This is a genomic window from Bacillus smithii (genome assembly GCF_001050115.1).
In the GTDB taxonomy this organism is placed as follows: domain Bacteria; phylum Bacillota; class Bacilli; order Bacillales; family DSM-4216; genus Bacillus_O; species Bacillus_O smithii.
This window is the reverse complement of record NZ_CP012024.1, coordinates 803,300-819,794: the sequence shown is the minus strand read 5'-3', so window position 1 is coordinate 819,794 and position 16,495 is coordinate 803,300. Positions and strand designations below refer to the sequence as shown.

Annotated in this window: 17 protein-coding genes; 9 read left to right on the top strand and 8 right to left on the bottom strand. The window is 39.1% G+C overall.

What is annotated here, in order from left to right:
• Positions 1–74: 74 nt before the first annotated feature.
• A complete protein-coding gene (locus tag BSM4216_RS03870; protein ID WP_048622800.1) occupies positions 75–1,517 on the bottom strand; it encodes an aldehyde dehydrogenase in 1,443 nt (480 codons plus the stop codon).
• A gap of 263 nt (positions 1,518–1,780) precedes the next feature.
• Here BSM4216_RS03870 and BSM4216_RS03865 point away from each other — a divergent pair, with 263 nt between their 5' ends.
• Complete coding sequence (locus BSM4216_RS03865; RefSeq protein ID WP_048622799.1) at positions 1,781–2,545, top strand: IclR family transcriptional regulator; 765 nt, start codon at positions 1,781–1,783, stop codon at positions 2,543–2,545.
• Positions 2,546–2,612: 67 nt separating this feature from the next.
• On the top strand, positions 2,613–3,416 hold the full coding sequence (locus BSM4216_RS03860) for an IclR family transcriptional regulator (protein WP_048622798.1): 804 nt from the start codon (positions 2,613–2,615) through the stop codon (positions 3,414–3,416).
• A gap of 241 nt (positions 3,417–3,657) precedes the next feature.
• Here BSM4216_RS03860 and BSM4216_RS03855 read toward each other — a convergent pair whose 3' ends face one another.
• The 6 genes from BSM4216_RS03855 to BSM4216_RS03830 form a co-directional block, all read right to left on the bottom strand.
• Positions 3,658–3,957 (bottom strand): MFS transporter, encoded by a 300-nt coding sequence (locus tag BSM4216_RS03855; protein ID WP_048622797.1) that lies wholly within the window; start codon positions 3,955–3,957, stop codon positions 3,658–3,660.
• A gap of 161 nt (positions 3,958–4,118) precedes the next feature.
• The gene (locus tag BSM4216_RS03850; protein WP_048622796.1) at positions 4,119–4,868 is read right to left on the bottom strand and encodes an MFS transporter; all 750 of its coding nucleotides are present in this window, start codon (positions 4,866–4,868) and stop codon (positions 4,119–4,121) included.
• Between the two features lie 48 nt (positions 4,869–4,916).
• A complete protein-coding gene (locus BSM4216_RS03845) occupies positions 4,917–5,492 on the bottom strand; it encodes a transposase (RefSeq protein WP_244878040.1) in 576 nt (191 codons plus the stop codon).
• A 116-nt stretch (positions 5,493–5,608) separates the two neighbouring features.
• Positions 5,609–6,358, bottom strand: coding sequence for an ABC transporter permease (locus BSM4216_RS03840; RefSeq protein WP_048622795.1), 750 nt, complete (start codon positions 6,356–6,358; stop codon positions 5,609–5,611).
• Complete coding sequence (locus tag BSM4216_RS03835) at positions 6,355–7,110, bottom strand: ABC transporter ATP-binding protein (protein WP_048622794.1); 756 nt, start codon at positions 7,108–7,110, stop codon at positions 6,355–6,357. The genes BSM4216_RS03840 and BSM4216_RS03835 overlap by 4 nt, the downstream gene beginning before the upstream one ends.
• 232 nt (positions 7,111–7,342) lie before the next feature.
• The gene (locus tag BSM4216_RS03830) at positions 7,343–8,764 is read right to left on the bottom strand and encodes a SpoVR family protein (RefSeq protein ID WP_048622793.1); all 1,422 of its coding nucleotides are present in this window, start codon (positions 8,762–8,764) and stop codon (positions 7,343–7,345) included.
• A gap of 369 nt (positions 8,765–9,133) precedes the next feature.
• Between BSM4216_RS03830 and BSM4216_RS03825 the strand changes: the two genes are divergently transcribed.
• The 4 genes from BSM4216_RS03825 (at position 9,134) to BSM4216_RS03810 (ending at position 11,703) form a co-directional block, all read left to right on the top strand.
• Positions 9,134–9,382, top strand: coding sequence for a YhdB family protein (locus tag BSM4216_RS03825; RefSeq protein WP_048622792.1), 249 nt, complete (start codon positions 9,134–9,136; stop codon positions 9,380–9,382).
• A gap of 433 nt (positions 9,383–9,815) precedes the next feature.
• On the top strand, positions 9,816–10,244 hold the full coding sequence (locus BSM4216_RS03820) for a disulfide oxidoreductase (RefSeq protein ID WP_003353225.1): 429 nt from the start codon (positions 9,816–9,818) through the stop codon (positions 10,242–10,244).
• Positions 10,241–10,711, top strand: a complete 471-nt coding sequence (locus BSM4216_RS03815) for a thioredoxin family protein (protein WP_048622791.1) — start codon at positions 10,241–10,243, stop codon at positions 10,709–10,711. The genes BSM4216_RS03820 and BSM4216_RS03815 overlap by 4 nt, the downstream gene beginning before the upstream one ends.
• Before the next feature lie 83 nt (positions 10,712–10,794).
• Positions 10,795–11,703 carry an RluA family pseudouridine synthase gene (locus BSM4216_RS03810; RefSeq protein ID WP_048622790.1) on the top strand — a complete coding sequence of 303 codons (909 nt, stop codon included), beginning with the start codon at positions 10,795–10,797 and terminating at the stop codon, positions 11,701–11,703.
• A gap of 31 nt (positions 11,704–11,734) precedes the next feature.
• Here BSM4216_RS03810 and BSM4216_RS03805 read toward each other — a convergent pair whose 3' ends face one another.
• Positions 11,735–12,568 carry an aldo/keto reductase gene (locus BSM4216_RS03805; RefSeq protein WP_048622789.1) on the bottom strand — a complete coding sequence of 278 codons (834 nt, stop codon included), beginning with the start codon at positions 12,566–12,568 and terminating at the stop codon, positions 11,735–11,737.
• A 195-nt stretch (positions 12,569–12,763) separates the two neighbouring features.
• On the opposite strand from BSM4216_RS03805, the gene BSM4216_RS03800 reads away from it, so the two are divergent.
• The 3 genes from BSM4216_RS03800 to BSM4216_RS03790 all read left to right on the top strand — a co-directional run bounded on the left by BSM4216_RS03800 (position 12,764) and on the right by BSM4216_RS03790 (position 16,220).
• Positions 12,764–13,381 (top strand): DUF47 domain-containing protein, encoded by a 618-nt coding sequence (locus tag BSM4216_RS03800; protein ID WP_003353229.1) that lies wholly within the window; start codon positions 12,764–12,766, stop codon positions 13,379–13,381.
• 16 nt (positions 13,382–13,397) lie between these two features.
• Positions 13,398–14,396 (top strand): inorganic phosphate transporter, encoded by a 999-nt coding sequence (locus tag BSM4216_RS03795; RefSeq protein WP_048622788.1) that lies wholly within the window; start codon positions 13,398–13,400, stop codon positions 14,394–14,396.
• A 522-nt stretch (positions 14,397–14,918) separates the two neighbouring features.
• Complete coding sequence (locus tag BSM4216_RS03790; RefSeq protein WP_048622787.1) at positions 14,919–16,220, top strand: NCS2 family permease; 1,302 nt, start codon at positions 14,919–14,921, stop codon at positions 16,218–16,220.
• The last annotated feature ends 275 nt before the right edge of the window (positions 16,221–16,495 follow it).

Sequence of the window (16,495 nt, the reverse complement as noted above, 5' to 3'; positions counted from 1 at the left end):
GAAGAATCGTCAACGTCGTTTTTCCTTATCGTATCAACGGTTTGCGACCATTGTAAAGATGTTTTGTCACGGATTCAGGTGTAAAACTCAAAGCTGTGCATTCCGCCTTCCCTGCCGATTCCGCTTCTTTTCATGCCTCCAAAAGGTGTGCGTAAATCGCGCAAAAACCAGGTGTTGACCCAGATGATTCCTGCTTCTATTTGCCTGGCCACCCGGTGGGCACGGCGCAGATCATTCGTCCAAATCGTTGCGCTTAATCCATAGTGGGTATCATTCGCCTGTTCAATCGCTTCCTCTTCTTTGTCAAAGGGGAGAACGGTGACAACCGGACCGAAAATTTCCTCTTTGACACAGCGGGAATTCCGATCCAATCCAGCGATAATAGTTGGCTCTAAATAATAACCTTTGTCCAATCCCGCCGGACGTTTTCCGCCTATCACAATGTTTCCGCCTTCTTCTCGGGCAATTTTAAGATAGCTCGATACTCTTTCATAATGTTCTTTCGAAATCAACGCTCCCACTTTGCTGTTAGGATCTAAAGGATCACCGACCGTAAGTTCTTTTGTTTTTTGAACAAACTTCTCCATAAATGCATCCAAAACCGGACGTTCGACATAAATGCGAGAGCCAGACAAACAAACTTCACCTTGATTGATAAAACTGGATTTGATGGTAGTTTCAATGACTTCATCCAAATCCGAGTCCGCAAAAATAATATTGGGGTTTTTCCCGCCTAGTTCATAGGACAATTTTTTCAACGATTTGGCAGCTGATTGCATAATGACGGTTCCCGTTGACGTTTCACCGGTAAAACTGATGGCATCTACATCCGGATGTTCGGAAAGAGCTGCGCCTGCTGAATCGGGACCAAAACCATGCACTATATTCACGACTCCATCCGGAACGCCTGCTTCTTTACAAATTTCCCCCAATAAAGTCGCTGTCATCGGCGTCCATTCTGCCGGTTTCATAACAGCCGTATTTCCGGCAGCCAAACAAGGAGCTAATTTCCAAGTCAACAATAACAACGGCAGATTCCAAGGATTAATCAATCCAACAACTCCTACCGGACGGCGAACGGCATAATTGATCGCTATATTGTCTTGTTCATAGGCTTCCGTACCCACTGAAATCATATAGTCGGCGAAGAAATGGAAATTATAAGCGGCTCTCGGAATATCCAGTTGTTTGGCCAACCAAAGCGGTTTTCCGGTATCCAACGTTTCCAACATGGCTAGTTCATCGATTCTTTCCAAAATAATATCGCCAATTCTGCGGATGATTTTCGATCTTTCTTGTGTGGATATTTCCTTCCAAGGTCCATTTAATGCTTTTCTTGCAGCGGCGACGGCAAGATCAATTTCTTTTTTTCCGCCTTCCGCCACCGTCCCGATCACTTCCTCTGTTGCTGGATTAATATTTTCAAACGTTTTATGATCCACAGAAGAACAATACTTTCCATTGATAAAATGCAAACAATCCATCGTTTTTGTTTCGGCTGATACGGATGCCATCATTCATACCCCCTGTTTATTTGCTGAAAATCAGTTGCTTTAACATAAGGGTAGAAAATAGCGGAAACGCTAACAACTTGGTTGTTCTTCTATGCGAAACAAAGATGAAAATTTTAAATTTATTTAATATTCAAAAATTATATGATAAAATAATATCATTCCTCTCGTTCATCTACCGAACAAGTTGCTAGCTGTTATGATAGCGCTTTCAATTATCTTAAGCCTTGATCGTCATCGTTACCCATATTTAGAAAGGAGCTAATCGAATGGCAAAAACCAAGAACAAGTCCAATTCTTTAGATAACGCTTTAAAATTATTGGACTTATTTTCAATGGATGTATCAGAGCTTGGAGTAACCGAAATCGCCAACAAGCTGGGCATTGCCAAGAGTACTGCCCATCGACTCCTTATTACATTGGAAAGCGAAGGATTCGTTATGAAAAATAGAGAAACGAGTCGTTATCACTTGGGAGTTCCCTTATTGGCATTAGGAAATCTTGTAAGTTCCCGTTTGAAGATATTGGAAGTAGGCCGACCTATTATACGGCAATTAGTCGAAAAAACCGGAGAAAGTGCCCATATTGCCATTTTAAAAAAAGGGGAAGTTTTTTACCTTTGCAAAGAAGATTGCAAACACCCCGTTGAAATGCTGACGCATATTGGCCGTAAAAACCCTCCTCATTGCACAAGCGCAGGCAAAGTCATTTTTGCTTACAAGCCTAAAGATTTCATAGAAAACTATATAAAAGAACACGGTCTTCATCCTTATACACCATATACGATCACTCATCCGGAAGAATTTTTACGCGTATTAAAACAGATCAAACAGCAAGGATATGCGATTAGTAAAGAAGAGCTCCATGAAGGAATCACTTCCATCGCTGCTCCCATAACGGTCAATCAGCAAGTGGCTGCTTCTGTCAGTATCGTCGGATCGATCAAACGAATTCATCCTACCAACTATCATTCGCTGACAAAATCAGTGATTCAAGCAGCGGACCAAATTTCTCACAAATTAGAAACGTTATAGCTCCCTTCATCCCATCTGCCTTCACTAATCTGAATATGATTCCATTTTTGAAAAAGGAGTGACCAAAGTGCAAAAGGATGGTGCCAATGAAAAATATTTTTTAGGATCGGTCAAAAATGCTATAAGAATTTTAAAATTATATTCACGTCCAAAACAAGAATATGGAATTACAGAAATCGCCCGCCAGTTGGACATCCATAAAACCACCGTCCATCGGCTCGTCACCAAACTTTGCAGCAAAGGCTTTCTAGAACAAAATCCCCATACGAAAAGATATCATCTTGGTTTATCCATCCTCGGTTTAAGCGGACTGGTCACCACTCATTATGAAATATACAGAGTGTCTTTGCACGTGCTCAAACCACTCGTTGATGAGTTGGGAGAAACGGCTCACCTTGCCATATTGGAAGATCAACATATCGTCTATCTTCATAAAATCGAATGCCGTCATCCTGTTTCTCTTATGTCCAATATCGGTCAACGAAATCCTGCTCTTAAAACCGGAGTGGGAAAAGTGATATTGGCTTATCAACCTGAAGAATATATCCAACATGTGATCGCGAAAAGCGGACCATACCATTGTGAAAAAACAGAAGCACAAATTCGGGCAGAACTGGACCAAATCAAAAAACAAGGGTATTCAATCGCCAAAGAAGAAATAAGTAAAGGAATTGTGAGTATTGGAGCACCCGTCAAAGATTATACCGGAAAAGTCATTGCGGGTATCAGCGTAGTGGGGCCATTAGATCGAATAAAGAAAATGAAAACTGGCTTTCTAGTAGATAAAATAATGAAGGCAGCCGCTGAAATTTCCGAAAATCTCGGATTTTATGAAACAAAGCAAAAAGCAGCTTCATTAGAGCGGAATTGAGAGGAGAAATTTTTTAAATTCACTTCGGATTTGTCCATAAAAATTACCTTAAGAGCGCAACGATTCGCTTAGATAAATGACTATTTCATTTATTTAGATCAAAGATGTTATGGCGGTGTTCTTTTAACTAAAGTGAATCGGTTATTTTTTGTCCGTCAAAATCCCAATCCCGCTCAATGATTAGGCAGAGTATAAGAATACCTACGGTGTTGCCCTTTATGTATTTTCGATAAACTTAGTTTCATATATCTATTTTCTTTAAACCGGATTTGCTTGGTAATAACATAAGCCCTCCTGAAGCGATGATCACCATTAGGAAAATCCACGCTATCGTATAACTTTTTTGCCAGTCCACGATCAATCCGAATAGAACGGGAGCTGCTATAATGGCAATTTGGTTTAAAGTAAGACCTATGCTCACGGTGTAGGCGATTTGATCTTCCGGTCCGTTTTCGGAAACATAAACGATATAGAGACTGTACCAGCCCATTCCAAAGAAACCTAATACAATACTGATTCCGACAAGGAGCCAGCTAGACACCCCTTCATCCAGCCACAAAAGAGAAAATAGATGCTATGGCCACGACACTATGGCCACGACAATAGAAAGAATGAGAGGACGAACTCGATTTCCTTTTAACCAATTGTCACCTACCCACGCCAATACCACTCTGCCTAACATTCCGGAAATTTGCACCACAGTTAAATACAATCTGCTTTTGTAAGGGAAACTTTTAATTCGTTTGTTAAAAATCCCATAAAATGAGCAACCAATATAAATTGGAGAGATACAAGTGAAACTCCCACAAAGAAAACAGGGTAAAGAGTTTTATTAAAACAAATCGATTTCCAGTTTTCTTTTTCTTCAGGATTTTCACTCTCACTTTTTGCCGGTTCCGCATCTTGATAGAGTAATAGAAATAAAAATCCACTGACAATAGCTAGACCCGCTTGGACTAAAATGGCCGTTGACACTCCAAAATGAATGGACAGCCATGGAATGCTGGCAGCCGCAATGGCTCCGCCTAATGGAATGCCTGTTTGTCTGATTCCCAGTGCCAGTCCCCTTTCTTTTACCGGAAACCAGTGGACGATGGCCTTGCTTCCCCCCGGTTGCGAAGCGCCATACCACGCCCCCACGATCATTAAAATCATGATTAAGTAGATATAATGATGAGAAAGCAACGTCGCCCCCATCGTGAGTCCAAGCAACAAACTGCTAATCCCTAAAATCCACCGTTCTCCGTATAGATCAATGGCTTTTCCTAAAAACATCATCGAAAACAAAGGACCGACATTGATAGCCGACACTAAAATGGCTGTTTGCGTTGGAGTTAAAAGATCCATTTTTCCCCAATAAGTGGATAACGGACCCATACCTTGAGTAATCATTGCGGCCGTCATTTGTATCCAAGTAGCCAAAATTAAAATCTGCCAACGATTCCTGAGCATATAAACATCCTTTCTAATGGGGTCAGACCCCTTTAATATTTTAATACTTTAAAGATTTTGAATATTGGAGAATGGATTTTCTTTCATATGCTCTTCCACATACTGCTGATAGGTGATTCGTGAGCGATCTTTTGTGAAATAGTACAACGTTTTTTGTTTGTCGACATTGGGATTATCTTTCCCTGTAATATATGAATGGTAACTACTCCAAATGTAATCTTCCGGCTTTTCTACTAAATTTGCTCTGACTGGATTAAGATGAATATATTGGCTTACTTTAAGGAAATAATGATCATTTTCAATGAGTTGGGCTTTATAGCGTCCTTGAAATACATGGCCAACAAGATCGTAACGACGATTAAAATACATGGCATACTCTGAATGAAAGTCTCTCATGATGAAGTGAAGGGGATCATGAATCGTTTCTAATTGAAGATGAACGTGGTTTTTCATTAAACAATAGGAATGAAGAATGAAGGGGTAACGATTGCGGACAATGCGGAGATATTTTAAGTAGGTTCGATAATCAACTATATCTCGAAAAATAGCTTCTTTCCGGTTTCCACGAGCCGTTACATGATAAATGGCCCCAGGATACCACACACGCGGCTTTCTTGCTATCATAACCACCTCTATTTCATTTGAATATTTCGTACATTTCCATTATAATGACTTTTCAAACTCGAAAGCAAGAAAAAAATGGTGCCTGACCCCTTTGTAGCTTTAAAGCGAAAAAGGGGTCAGGCCCCTTTTAATTGTTGATGTTTGTTAAATAGGCCTGGATTGGTGAGGAATCCTAAAATAATAGAAGTGAGAGTGGCGGCGGACATGATCATAAATACAATTAATAGTTGAAAGCGGACCGCTTGGACAGGGTCGGCTCCAGCTACGATTTGCCCCGTCATCATGCCGGGCAGTTGAACAAGTCCAATGGTTCTTTGGCTTTCGACAGTTGGAATGAGGCTTGAACGAATAGACTGTTTTAAAATGGGATAGATGGATTGTTTTATACTGCCTCCAAGCGACAGCACAAGCAAGACTTCTTCTTTTCGCATCTCCAGCTCACCTTTTAGACGATTTAAGAAAAGATTCGCGATGACCATGGAGTTTCCGATAATCATGCCGCTGATCGAAATAATATACGGCGGAGTTGCCGGCACGATATGTAATCCAAGCAAGAACGCTTGTGTAATGATTTCAACGATAGAAATCGTTACGAAAATTTTCCAAAAAATATAAGGTAAACCTTGTCCACGTTTCGCTGCATTTTTTGCCGCTACTATAATCATGAGCAGAAGCATCACGATGATGACAAGTGGATTATGAAAACCGAACACAGCTTTTAAAATATATCCAATCAAAAACAATTGTATAGTAGCCCGGATACTGGTGATCACCAAGTCACGGCCAAGCCCTAATTTAAAAGCGGTTGATAGAAAAAGCGAGATAATCACGAAGCTAAAACTTAACAAAACGGTAAGCAAATTCATTTATTTTCCCTCTTCATGTCTAAAAATTGTTTGGTTTTGGCTTCTTTAGGTTCAGCAAAAAATTGTTTGGTCGGGGCAGCTTCAATTAGTCTTCCATCCATAATGAGCCAAGTTTGATCGCCGACACGTTCCGCTTGTGCTAAATCGTGAGTGACCCAAAGAATCGTCGTTTGCTGTTCACGATTCAGTCTTAAAATGAGTTCTTCAATCTCATGTCCAGAGATGGAATCAAGTGCGGAAGTGACTTCATCAAGCAATAAAACGGAAGGATTGTTGACCAATGTTCTAGCTAATGACAATCTTTGCCGCTGTCCGCCTGAAAGCTCTTTTGCTTCCCTTGTTAAAAGATCTTTCGATAATCCAACGTATTCCATATATTTTTCAGGATTGTTCAAAGTTCGACCTTGCAAACGAGCAGGCAGTGTAAGGTTTTCTAATGCAGTCCCTGTCAGCATAGGTGCACTTTGAAAGTCAATACCAACTTGACGCCTAAGTTCTTGGACTTCCCACTTCCGAACTTCTTTCCCCTGAATATGAACCTCCCCTTCATCAGAAGTGATAAGCAAATTGCATAATGATAAAATCGTGCTTTTTCCTGATCCTGAAGGTCCTATAATCGTTAAAATAGATCCTTTTGGAACTTTCCCGCTTATTCCCTTTAATACATGGATCGCCTCATTATGATTCATAAAAGTTTTATGGACGTTTTTCAATTCAACCTCTGTGATTATTGGATTGCCTGCATTCTCCATCTTTTCTCAATCCCACTTTTATACATTTTTAAAAAATATTGAATTCAATTCCATCTTACGATATTTTTCACCTTATCTTCAAAAATTTATTTTATCCTTTTTAGAATTTCACAGTAAAAAAGGTATAACGCCAATCAACACACGTCATACCATTTAAGTTGCACAAATTCTTTATTTTTAATCTATCTTGTTAACCTCTTTTATACTTTAAAGCATCAAGGGGGTCAGGCCCCTATAAATATTTTCTTTGAATGCTTCGGCCGTTGTAGGTAAACAGCATGGCCCGTTCTTCTACGACTGTTTCCATGTGAACGGGGCGGCCCCATAATTGATAAATATAAGGAAGCACTTTTTCTAAATAATTCAAGTCAAGTTCAATCCCTTCATACCAGTGCTTTAAATACAATTCCCCATTTTTTAAATAGTCGCCATCGTTGACGGTTATATAGGGAAATCCGCCATTTACCCGCATATTCACCAGCTGATCGCGAACATTTTTCCACTCTTTATCCACAATCTTGTAATCGTGGCCTTGTTTTTGGAAAAGAAACATGTCTTCGCGCATCACCAAATCCTTTGTTAAGTAATTGCGCAAAAATGAAATATCCGATTCAATTTCTCGAACTTCAAATATCTTATCCCGGCCGGAACCAGGAACAACCCCGTGTTTTTTCATTTCATCACTAGGATGGTTCCAACGTTCTTCAATGTCTTCAAAAATCTTCAAACCGAGGTAATACGGATTAATGCTTGTTCGAGATGGCTGAACGACACTGGCATTTAATTTGGCAAATTCAATGGCTTCATCTGAAGTTAAATCTAATTCCCGGATAATTCGTTGATGCCAATACGAAGCCCAACCTTCGTTCATAATCTTCGTTTCCAGCTGCGGCCAAAAATATAGCATTTCTTCTCTGATCATCGTCATAATATCTCGCTGCCATTCTGTTAATTCCCGGCTGTACTGTTCAATAAACAACACTAAATCCTTTTCAGGTTGAGGAGGAAATTTTTTCTTCTTTTTTCCGCCATCTTTCCTTACCGGCTTTTTCTCATCCAGCGACCATAAGTCATCGTATGGAGAGGCCGGTTTTGAATCTTCTTCCTCCTCCCACTCCTCTAAATCTTCTATACTCCACGCCAGTTGAGGTCTCATGAGAGACGGATCAATATGTTCTTCTATCGCCAAAACGGCATCAATAAATCTCTCCACTTCCTTTTTTCCGTACTGAATTTCATAATGACGTATCCGCTCTGCTGTCGCCGCCATACTTTCGACCATATCTCGATTGGTGTTTTGAAAACGAACATTGTTTTTGAAAAAATCGCAGTGTGCCAATACATGGGCAACGATTAATTTATTTTGGATAAGAGAATTGGTATCAAGCAAAAACGCGTAACAAGGATTGGAATTGATGACAAGCTCATAAATTTTGCTTAAACCTAAATCATAATGAAGCTTCATTTTAAAAAATTGCTTTCCAAAACTCCAATGAGAAAATCTTGTCGGCATCCCATATGCACCAAATGTATAAATAATTTCAGCAGGGCAGATCTCGTACCTCATCGGGTAAAAGTCCAGTCCAAAACCGCTGGCGATTTCCGTAATTTCCTCGATGGCGTATTCCAACCGTTTTTGTTCATTTTCCAGCATTCGCTTTCCCCCCTTTGTTCTTATAACAATTTATGAGAACAAAGGAGGTTTGATGAAAATAGAATAAGAAAGTGGCGAAGCCAGCCATTTACGTCCATTCCAATTTCATCTTGAATCGCTGCCTTCACGCCTTTTCCAAAAAACAAAATGTGAAGGGCGCAAAAGGTGAAGCGAATCAATTTGAACAGCTCATGTAAATGAGACAGCAGCAATGTCACTTCTTTTGATCGTCGCCATAAAAAAGCATCTAGTCAACAAAAGCCGATTGCATATCCAATTTGTTTTACAGACCGACCAACATTTGCTTTGTGGATGTTGACGAAAATCACATACACTAATAACAACTCCTATACAAGGAGGGAAAGCCGCTTGGACAAAGTCGATTACGATCGTGCTTTATTCTATATCCACCGGTCAGAATGGGATAATTTGCTAATTTTAATGGTGCGCACAAGAGACCATTTTTTAGCTAAAAAAATTGAACATTTCTTGCATGCGAATTACTTTTCCCATGATTATTTTGTGATAGAGCGTCGTTTATATGCATTGCTTCACTATATTGAGCATGCGAACAACACGTATAGCGTCACACATCCCTTTGAAGAAGCATTTTTTTAGTCCTGAGAATTCCACCAAACCAAAGGCTTGCCTCTTAAAGGTAAGCCTTTCTGTCATCCATTTTCTTACATATATTTTTATTTTGCTCATTCGGGGCGTCTTGAATTATATTCTTGTTATTGTAAGTTATTCTATTTCTTTCACAGCTCTATCTTTTCCAAATTGGCAACAAAAATATTGCAGGTTTGGAAATTGGTCCTTGCTTTTCCTCATTATTTTTAAGAACCTATTGCTCCCGTTTTACAGTCCTTTGGTATGAACAAGAAAATCTTTTGAAAGAAAACTACAGCGCAAGCAATCCAATACTTTTCAACTATTTCCTGTTATAAAAAAGTGAACATGCGGTTACTTTTGATTATTTTATGTTTTGTACGTTTTCTTTTTCTTCAATCAATACTATAATTTTGAGAAGAGCTTATCTGAGGAGGATATTATGAAAAATTTGAAAGAAAATCTATTATTTCTCGCTTGGGGAGCTTCTGTCATCGCGATGATGGGAAGTTTATACTTTTCTGAAATCAGGGGTTATGAACCATGCGAACTTTGCTGGTATCAAAGAATTTGTATGTATCCGCTCACTGTATTTTTAGGGATGGCCGTTGTAAGAAAAGATTATCGTATGGCAATCTATTCTTCTGTCTTATCTGCCATTGGCGGGTCCATTTCTTTATACCATTATTCTTTACAAAAAATATCATTTTTCTCCGATCATGCACCTGCTTGCGGGCGAATCCCCTGCACGGCGGAATACATAAATTGGTTTGGGTTTATCACCATTCCTTTTTTGGCGCTTGTAGCCTTTATCATTATTTTTGTTTCAAGCGTCATTGTATATAAAAAATGGAAGGAGGAAGTACATTGAAAAAGGTAATCATATTTCTGGCTATTGTGATCGTGTTATTTGCGGCCATCTTTTTTATCACCAAATATCAGCAAAATGAAGAAGCCAAAAACAATCCATATGGCAAGACCGATCTCCATCCTGAAACCATTGACCAATTGCATGACCCGAATTATCAAAATTTGATTTTGCCTGATGAACTGAAAAAGAAACTGGATCAAAAAGAAAGTTTGGTCGTTTACTTTTACAGTCCAACATGCCCTCATTGCAAAAAAACGACGCCGATTTTAATGCCTTTAGCAAAAGATATGAACGTACACGTTTATCAATATAATTTGCTCGAATTTGATCAAGGATGGGATGACTATCACATTCAATATACCCCAACCATTGTGTACTATGAAAAAGGAAAAGAAAAATCTCGTCTTGTCGGAGAACAACCAAAAGAAAAATTACGGAGCTTTTTAGAACAAACAATCAAAAAATAAAATTCACGATCCCTAGGTTTTATCCTAGGGATTATTGAATCATTAAGGGCGGTAATTCACACCAGAAAGGACGATCCCATAGAATGAAAACAATCAGAAAAGGGGAAATTGGAGAAATCACCATCCCTAAAAGCTTCTCCGGTCTTACAATTGCTGAATTTTTACAGCAAAAATGGAAAATACCCAAAAAATTGCTTCATGAATGGCGTATGAACCAATCCATTTCTTTAAATGGAAAACCTGTATCACTGTCCGTGGTACTACAAGAAAAAGACCGCATTCAGCTGCCTTTATTTAATCAAAGTCCCTTGCCCGTTCCCCCTTCCTTTCAGCCCATTGAAGTTCTAATGGAGGATGATCATCTCATCATTGTGAATAAACCAGCCGGGATCACCACTCATCCCAATTCACCTGAAGATGCTGATACGTTGTTACATATGGTGGCAGGGCACTTGTGCGTGAACGGAGATATAGGGTTTGTACGACATGTGCACCGATTGGACAAAGATACAACCGGAGCTATTTTATTTGCAAAACATCCTCTCAGCTATTCGACTTTATCTTATTTGCTCGAAAAAAAAGAAATCAAGCGGACATATGTGGCCATCGTTCACGGAATTCTTTTTCAAACGAAGGGGACGATCAACAAGCCGATCGGAAAGGATCGCCATCACCCAACACGAAGAAGGATTTCCCCATCCGGCCAGTCAGCGATTACTCATTATGAAGTTTTGGAAGTCGATCGAAAACAAAAATTAACCTTGATCCGATGCCGGCTTGAAACAGGCAGAACTCATCAAATCAGAGTTCATTTCAGTTCCATTGGACATCCGCTTGCCGGCGATATTCTCTACGGCGGTAAACCGGTCTTCCATCGGCCTGCTTTGCACTCGGAAAAAATGGAATTTATTCATCCTTTTACAGACGAAGCCATTCAATGTCATGCATCTCCGTTGGATAACGTGTTTGACGGTTTTCCAATCATCGAATAAAGAGAGTCGATTTCCGACTCTCTTTTTCACTTTAAAAATCAAAATTGTCAGGATCAGCCCCGTAGCGATGATTTTTATTCAAGCTGTTAATCTGCGCCATTTCCTCTTGGGAAAGTTGAAAATCAAATAACTCAGCGTTTTCTTTAATTCGTTTCGGATGCACTGATTTTGGAATAATCACCACTTCGTTTTGCAGATGCCAGCGCAGAATCACTTGAGCTTCCGTTTTCCCATGATTTTTCGCTATTTCTTTAAGGATCGGTTCTTGATCAAGTATCCGTGCTCTAGCTAACGGAGACCAAGCTTCCACTGCGATTTCATGATCACGGCAGAATGTACGCAAAGGTTCCTGGCTCAAATGTGGGTGGAGCTCCACTTGGTTGACCACCGGTTTTTCTTGGCTGTTCGCCATTAAATCTTCAAGATGATGGATTTGGAAATTGCTGACACCGATTGCCTTTACAACTCCTTCATTATATAAACGTTCCATTGCTCTCCATGTTTCTAAATATTTTTCTTTTACCGGCCAATGGATTAAGTAAAGATCCAAATAATCCATATCTAATTCTTTTAAAGAACGCTCAAATGCCTTTAACGTTGAATCATATCCTTGGTCGCTGTTCCATACTTTTGAAGTAATAAATATTTCTTCCCGAGATAGACCGGATTCTTTCACCGCTTTTCCAACAGCATCCTCATTTTGATAAAAAGCTGCCGTATCGATCATTCGATATCCATAATCAAGCGCTGCTTTGACAGCGTTTATCGTTTCGTCTTTGTCAGTCATCTTATATACGCCAAGACCAACATAAGGCATTTTTACTCCATTATGTAATGTCACATGATCCTGTAAACTGCTTACCATATAGAACCCCCACTTTCATTTTTTACTTTATTTTAACACAGGTGCCTGACCCCCTTGGTACTTTAAAGTAGAAAAGGGGTCAGGCACCTTAAAAATATTTTCGAACAAGTTTCGACATTAACTTTTCTCTTTCTCCTTTTTAAGCTAAAATAATGCATGTTCAGTACTTTTTTAATCTATAGGAGGTTCCCAACAATGTTTAAAGGTAAAAAAGACAAGTTTAATGTACTTTTGGCCAATATTTCAAGCAATTTGCTGGAAAGTGCCAATTATTTTGCAGACTATAAATTGAATAATGAACAAGATTTGAAAGCTTTTTCGGAAGAGATGAAAAGATTTGAAACGAAAGGTGATACATTTGTTCATCAAGTGATTACCGAATTAAACCACGTATTCATCACTCCAATTGAGAGAGAAGATATTTTAGCTCTTGCGATGACTATGGATGACGTTCTTGACGGCTACGAAGAAACCGCCGGCCTTTTTGAAATGTATTCCATTACTCATTTTGATGAATATATGATGAAATTTATAGACGCTCTTCGCAATTGTGCAGTTGAAATCGATAAAGCGGTCGGCCTCCTTTCTACTAAAACTTTGCCGGAAATCCGCCAACACGCCATTAAAATCAAAGAATATGAAACATTTTGCGACGGTATTTGGCGAAAATCCACCAAAAACTTATTCGATGTTGAAAAAGACCCCATTAAACTGATTAAATTAAAAGATATTTACCAAGGGTTTGAAAATATTGCTGACCATTGCCAAAACGTTGCCAATACTCTTGAACAAATCATAATGAAAAATGCATAAGGAGCGTTTCAATTAAATGGACTATATATTAGTTACAACAATCTTGATTGTCATTGCTTCATTATTATTCGATTTTATCAATGGTTTTCATGATACGGCAAATGCCATTGCAACCTCAGTCTCTACAAAAGCGTTGAAGCCACGTCAAGCTATTTTTTTAGCGGCTATCATGAACTTCTTGGGAGCGATGACTTTTACCGGTGTCGCTCAAACTATCACAAAAGATATTGTTGACCCTTTTACATTGAATAACGGATCTGTTGTCATTATTTCAGCTTTATTCGCTGCTATTTTATGGAATTTGATTACTTGGTATTTTGGAATCCCTAGCAGCTCCTCCCATGCTATTATTGGTGCTGTTGCAGGTGCAGCCATTGCGGCATCGGGTTTTACAGCCATAAAATATTCGGGATTTTTAAAAATACTTCAAGCCTTAATCTTCTCGCCAATCATTGCATTTACTGTGGGTTATATCATTTACAGCATTTTCAAAGTGATTTTCAAAGAAAATAATTTAGCGAAAACGAATAAACGATTTCGTCTCATTCAAGTGGTAACTGCGGCGATTCAAGCCTATACACATGGTACCAATGATGCCCAGAAAGCGATGGGGATCATCACTATGGCTTTAATCACGAACCATTACCACACTACAACCGATATTCCCCTTTGGGTACAGATCAGCTGTGCTGCCGCAATGGGGCTTGGAACATCCATCGGCGGTTGGAAGATCATCAAAACCGTCGGCGGAAAAATAATGAAAATTAAGCCAGTCAACGGTGTATCTGCTGATCTAAGTTCTGCGCTGATTATTTTCGGGGCAACTTATATACACTTACCCGTCAGCACCACACATGTTATTTCCTCTTCTATTTTGGGAGTAGGGTCTGCTCATAGAATTCGCGGAGTAAAATGGGATACAGCCCAAAGAATGGTCATTACTTGGGTGATTACATTGCCCGTTTCAGCTGCCCTTGCCGCCATCATTTTCTTTATTTTAAATTCGTTTTTTTAACATAACCTTAAAAACCTCTCTCTTTTTTAGGCGAACGCCGAAGAAAGGGAGAGGTTTTTGCCTTTCAAAGAATCTTCCTAAAATGTATGAATTCGTTTTCAAACCTGCCTTTCTTAAGTATTCCTCCCAAACAGTTAAGAAAACACGTATCTTCGCAAAATGGTAATCAACAAAAGAAACGCTATGATCATCATGATCATGACAAGCACCTTTTCGGCTTTATCTCCCGGCATATTCAAACACCTCTTTTATTTTTTATGATATCCAATGTCCGTACACTTTTTTCAATAGGAAATCTCAATCGTTTTCCGTTTAAAAGTTTTTTCAAATAATAGAGTTTGGATCGCAACAAAAGCAAAAAACTATATCGATAAAAAATTTTTCAAGGTTTTCCTATTGCTTTACCCAATAAAAACGAATATTATAATATTTGTGTGTTTAAATTGTTCGTATTTAATCCTGATCATTGGAAGGACTACGAACAGATGGATGAAAGTATACTAATTGGAGGATTTCACAACGATGTTTCAACTAAAAGAAAACGGCACAGACGTTAAAACAGAAGTAATCTCAGGACTTACGACATTTTTAACGATGGTCTATATCGTGGTCGTGAATCCTGTCATTCTTCATAATGCCGGCGTGCCTTTTAATCAAGTTTTTATTGCTACCATTATTGCCGTCATTGTCGGTACTTTATGGATGGGGCTCATGGCCAATTATCCTATTGCAGTCGCTCCTGGAATGGGGTTAAATGCTTATTTTGCGTATTCTGTCGTTGGCTCTCATCATGATATTACTTACATGACCGCTTTTTCGGCAGTATTTGTTTCTGGAATTTTATTTGTCATTTTATCATTAACCTCATTCCGTGAAAAATTGATTGAAATGATTCCTGATAACTTGAAACATGGAATAACAGCAGGCATCGGACTATTTATCGCTTTTCTGGGTTTACGGATGACGGGAATCATTGCGGATAATAAAGAAAATTTAGTAGGCTTAGGCGATCTTCACAGCCCTTCATCGCTCTTGGCTCTTTTCGGTTTGGCCGTCACCATTATGTTAATGGTGTTGAATGTGCGTGGCGCTTTGTTTATCGGAATGATTCTCACCGGAATCGTTGCTTATTTTACCGGTCAGCTAAATTTTCATGAAGGAATCGTTTCCATGCCATCGTTTCCCGAAAAGCTTGCCATCAGTAATCCGATCGCTGCCTTTGGTGATGTGATCCATTACAGCTTGTATTCCGTTGTGTTTTCATTTCTGCTTGTGACCATTTTTGATACAACGGGAACCATTATAGGAGTCGCACATCAAGCGGGATTAATGAAGGGACATACCTTGCCGCGCGCCAGACAAGCATTATTGTCTGATTCCATCGCAACGACTGTTGGGGCCGTGTTCGGTACCAGCCCTTCAAGCGCTTATATCGAATCATCGACAGGCGTTGCAGCTGGAGGAAGAACGGGTTTAACATCAGTTGTTACCGCCGTTTTGTTTGCGATTGCAGCATTTTTTGGCCCATTAGTAAGCGCCGTTTCCGAAATTTCCGCTATTACTGCACCGGCTTTAATCATTGTAGGCAGCCTGATGATGAAAAATATATCTAAAATCAATTGGAACGAACTGGATGAAGCATTTCCGGCCTTTTTCATTATTTTAAGCATGCCCCTTACATCCAGTATTTCAACGGGAATTGCTTTCGGATTTATCTCTTATCCTTTGTTAAAAGTCATTCAAGGAAAATGGCGCGCCGTACATCCTTTGATGTACTTGTTTGCCGTATTATTTTTCTGTCAGCTGGCATTTACATCCCATTAAGTCCTTTCTTGAAAAAATCGCATGACATAGGATTTCCCACGATCCCCTCTCCATTTTCGGGAAGGGGATCTATTGCCTTCACAAACTATACCCGTTAAGAAAATATAAACAACAAACCTCTGTTTCTTTTCTATCAGAAAATAAAAAGAATAATAAAAATAGTTTTACTTTTATTTTCTTTTTCCATATCTGTCCATGTAAAATTATTGAAAACATTGATTTTACGCAATTCTTCCAATTTTTATCTTAATTTTCCTATTTTTTTATTGATTTAT

Excerpts from the sequence above, each read along its gene's own strand:
- BSM4216_RS03865 (WP_048622799.1), top strand. The coding sequence starts at position 1,781 with ATGGCAAAAACCAAGAACAAGTCCAATTCTTTAGATAACGCTTTAAAA.
- BSM4216_RS03805 (WP_048622789.1), bottom strand. The coding sequence starts at position 12,568 with ATGGTAAGCAGTTTACAGGATCATGTGACATTACATAATGGAGTAAAA.
- BSM4216_RS03835 (WP_048622794.1), bottom strand. The coding sequence starts at position 7,110 with ATGGAGAATGCAGGCAATCCAATAATCACAGAGGTTGAATTGAAAAAC.
- BSM4216_RS03840 (WP_048622795.1), bottom strand. The coding sequence starts at position 6,358 with ATGAATTTGCTTACCGTTTTGTTAAGTTTTAGCTTCGTGATTATCTCG.
- BSM4216_RS03845 (WP_244878040.1), bottom strand. The coding sequence starts at position 5,492 with ATGATAGCAAGAAAGCCGCGTGTGTGGTATCCTGGGGCCATTTATCAT.
- BSM4216_RS03830 (WP_048622793.1), bottom strand. The coding sequence starts at position 8,764 with ATGCTGGAAAATGAACAAAAACGGTTGGAATACGCCATCGAGGAAATT.
- BSM4216_RS03810 (WP_048622790.1), top strand. The coding sequence starts at position 10,795 with ATGAAAACAATCAGAAAAGGGGAAATTGGAGAAATCACCATCCCTAAA.
- BSM4216_RS03850 (WP_048622796.1), bottom strand. The coding sequence starts at position 4,868 with ATGCTCAGGAATCGTTGGCAGATTTTAATTTTGGCTACTTGGATACAA.
- BSM4216_RS03820 (WP_003353225.1), top strand. The coding sequence starts at position 9,816 with ATGAAAAATTTGAAAGAAAATCTATTATTTCTCGCTTGGGGAGCTTCT.
- BSM4216_RS03800 (WP_003353229.1), top strand. The coding sequence starts at position 12,764 with ATGTTTAAAGGTAAAAAAGACAAGTTTAATGTACTTTTGGCCAATATT.
- BSM4216_RS03870 (WP_048622800.1), bottom strand. The coding sequence starts at position 1,517 with ATGATGGCATCCGTATCAGCCGAAACAAAAACGATGGATTGTTTGCAT.
- BSM4216_RS03790 (WP_048622787.1), top strand. The coding sequence starts at position 14,919 with ATGTTTCAACTAAAAGAAAACGGCACAGACGTTAAAACAGAAGTAATC.
- BSM4216_RS03795 (WP_048622788.1), top strand. The coding sequence starts at position 13,398 with ATGGACTATATATTAGTTACAACAATCTTGATTGTCATTGCTTCATTA.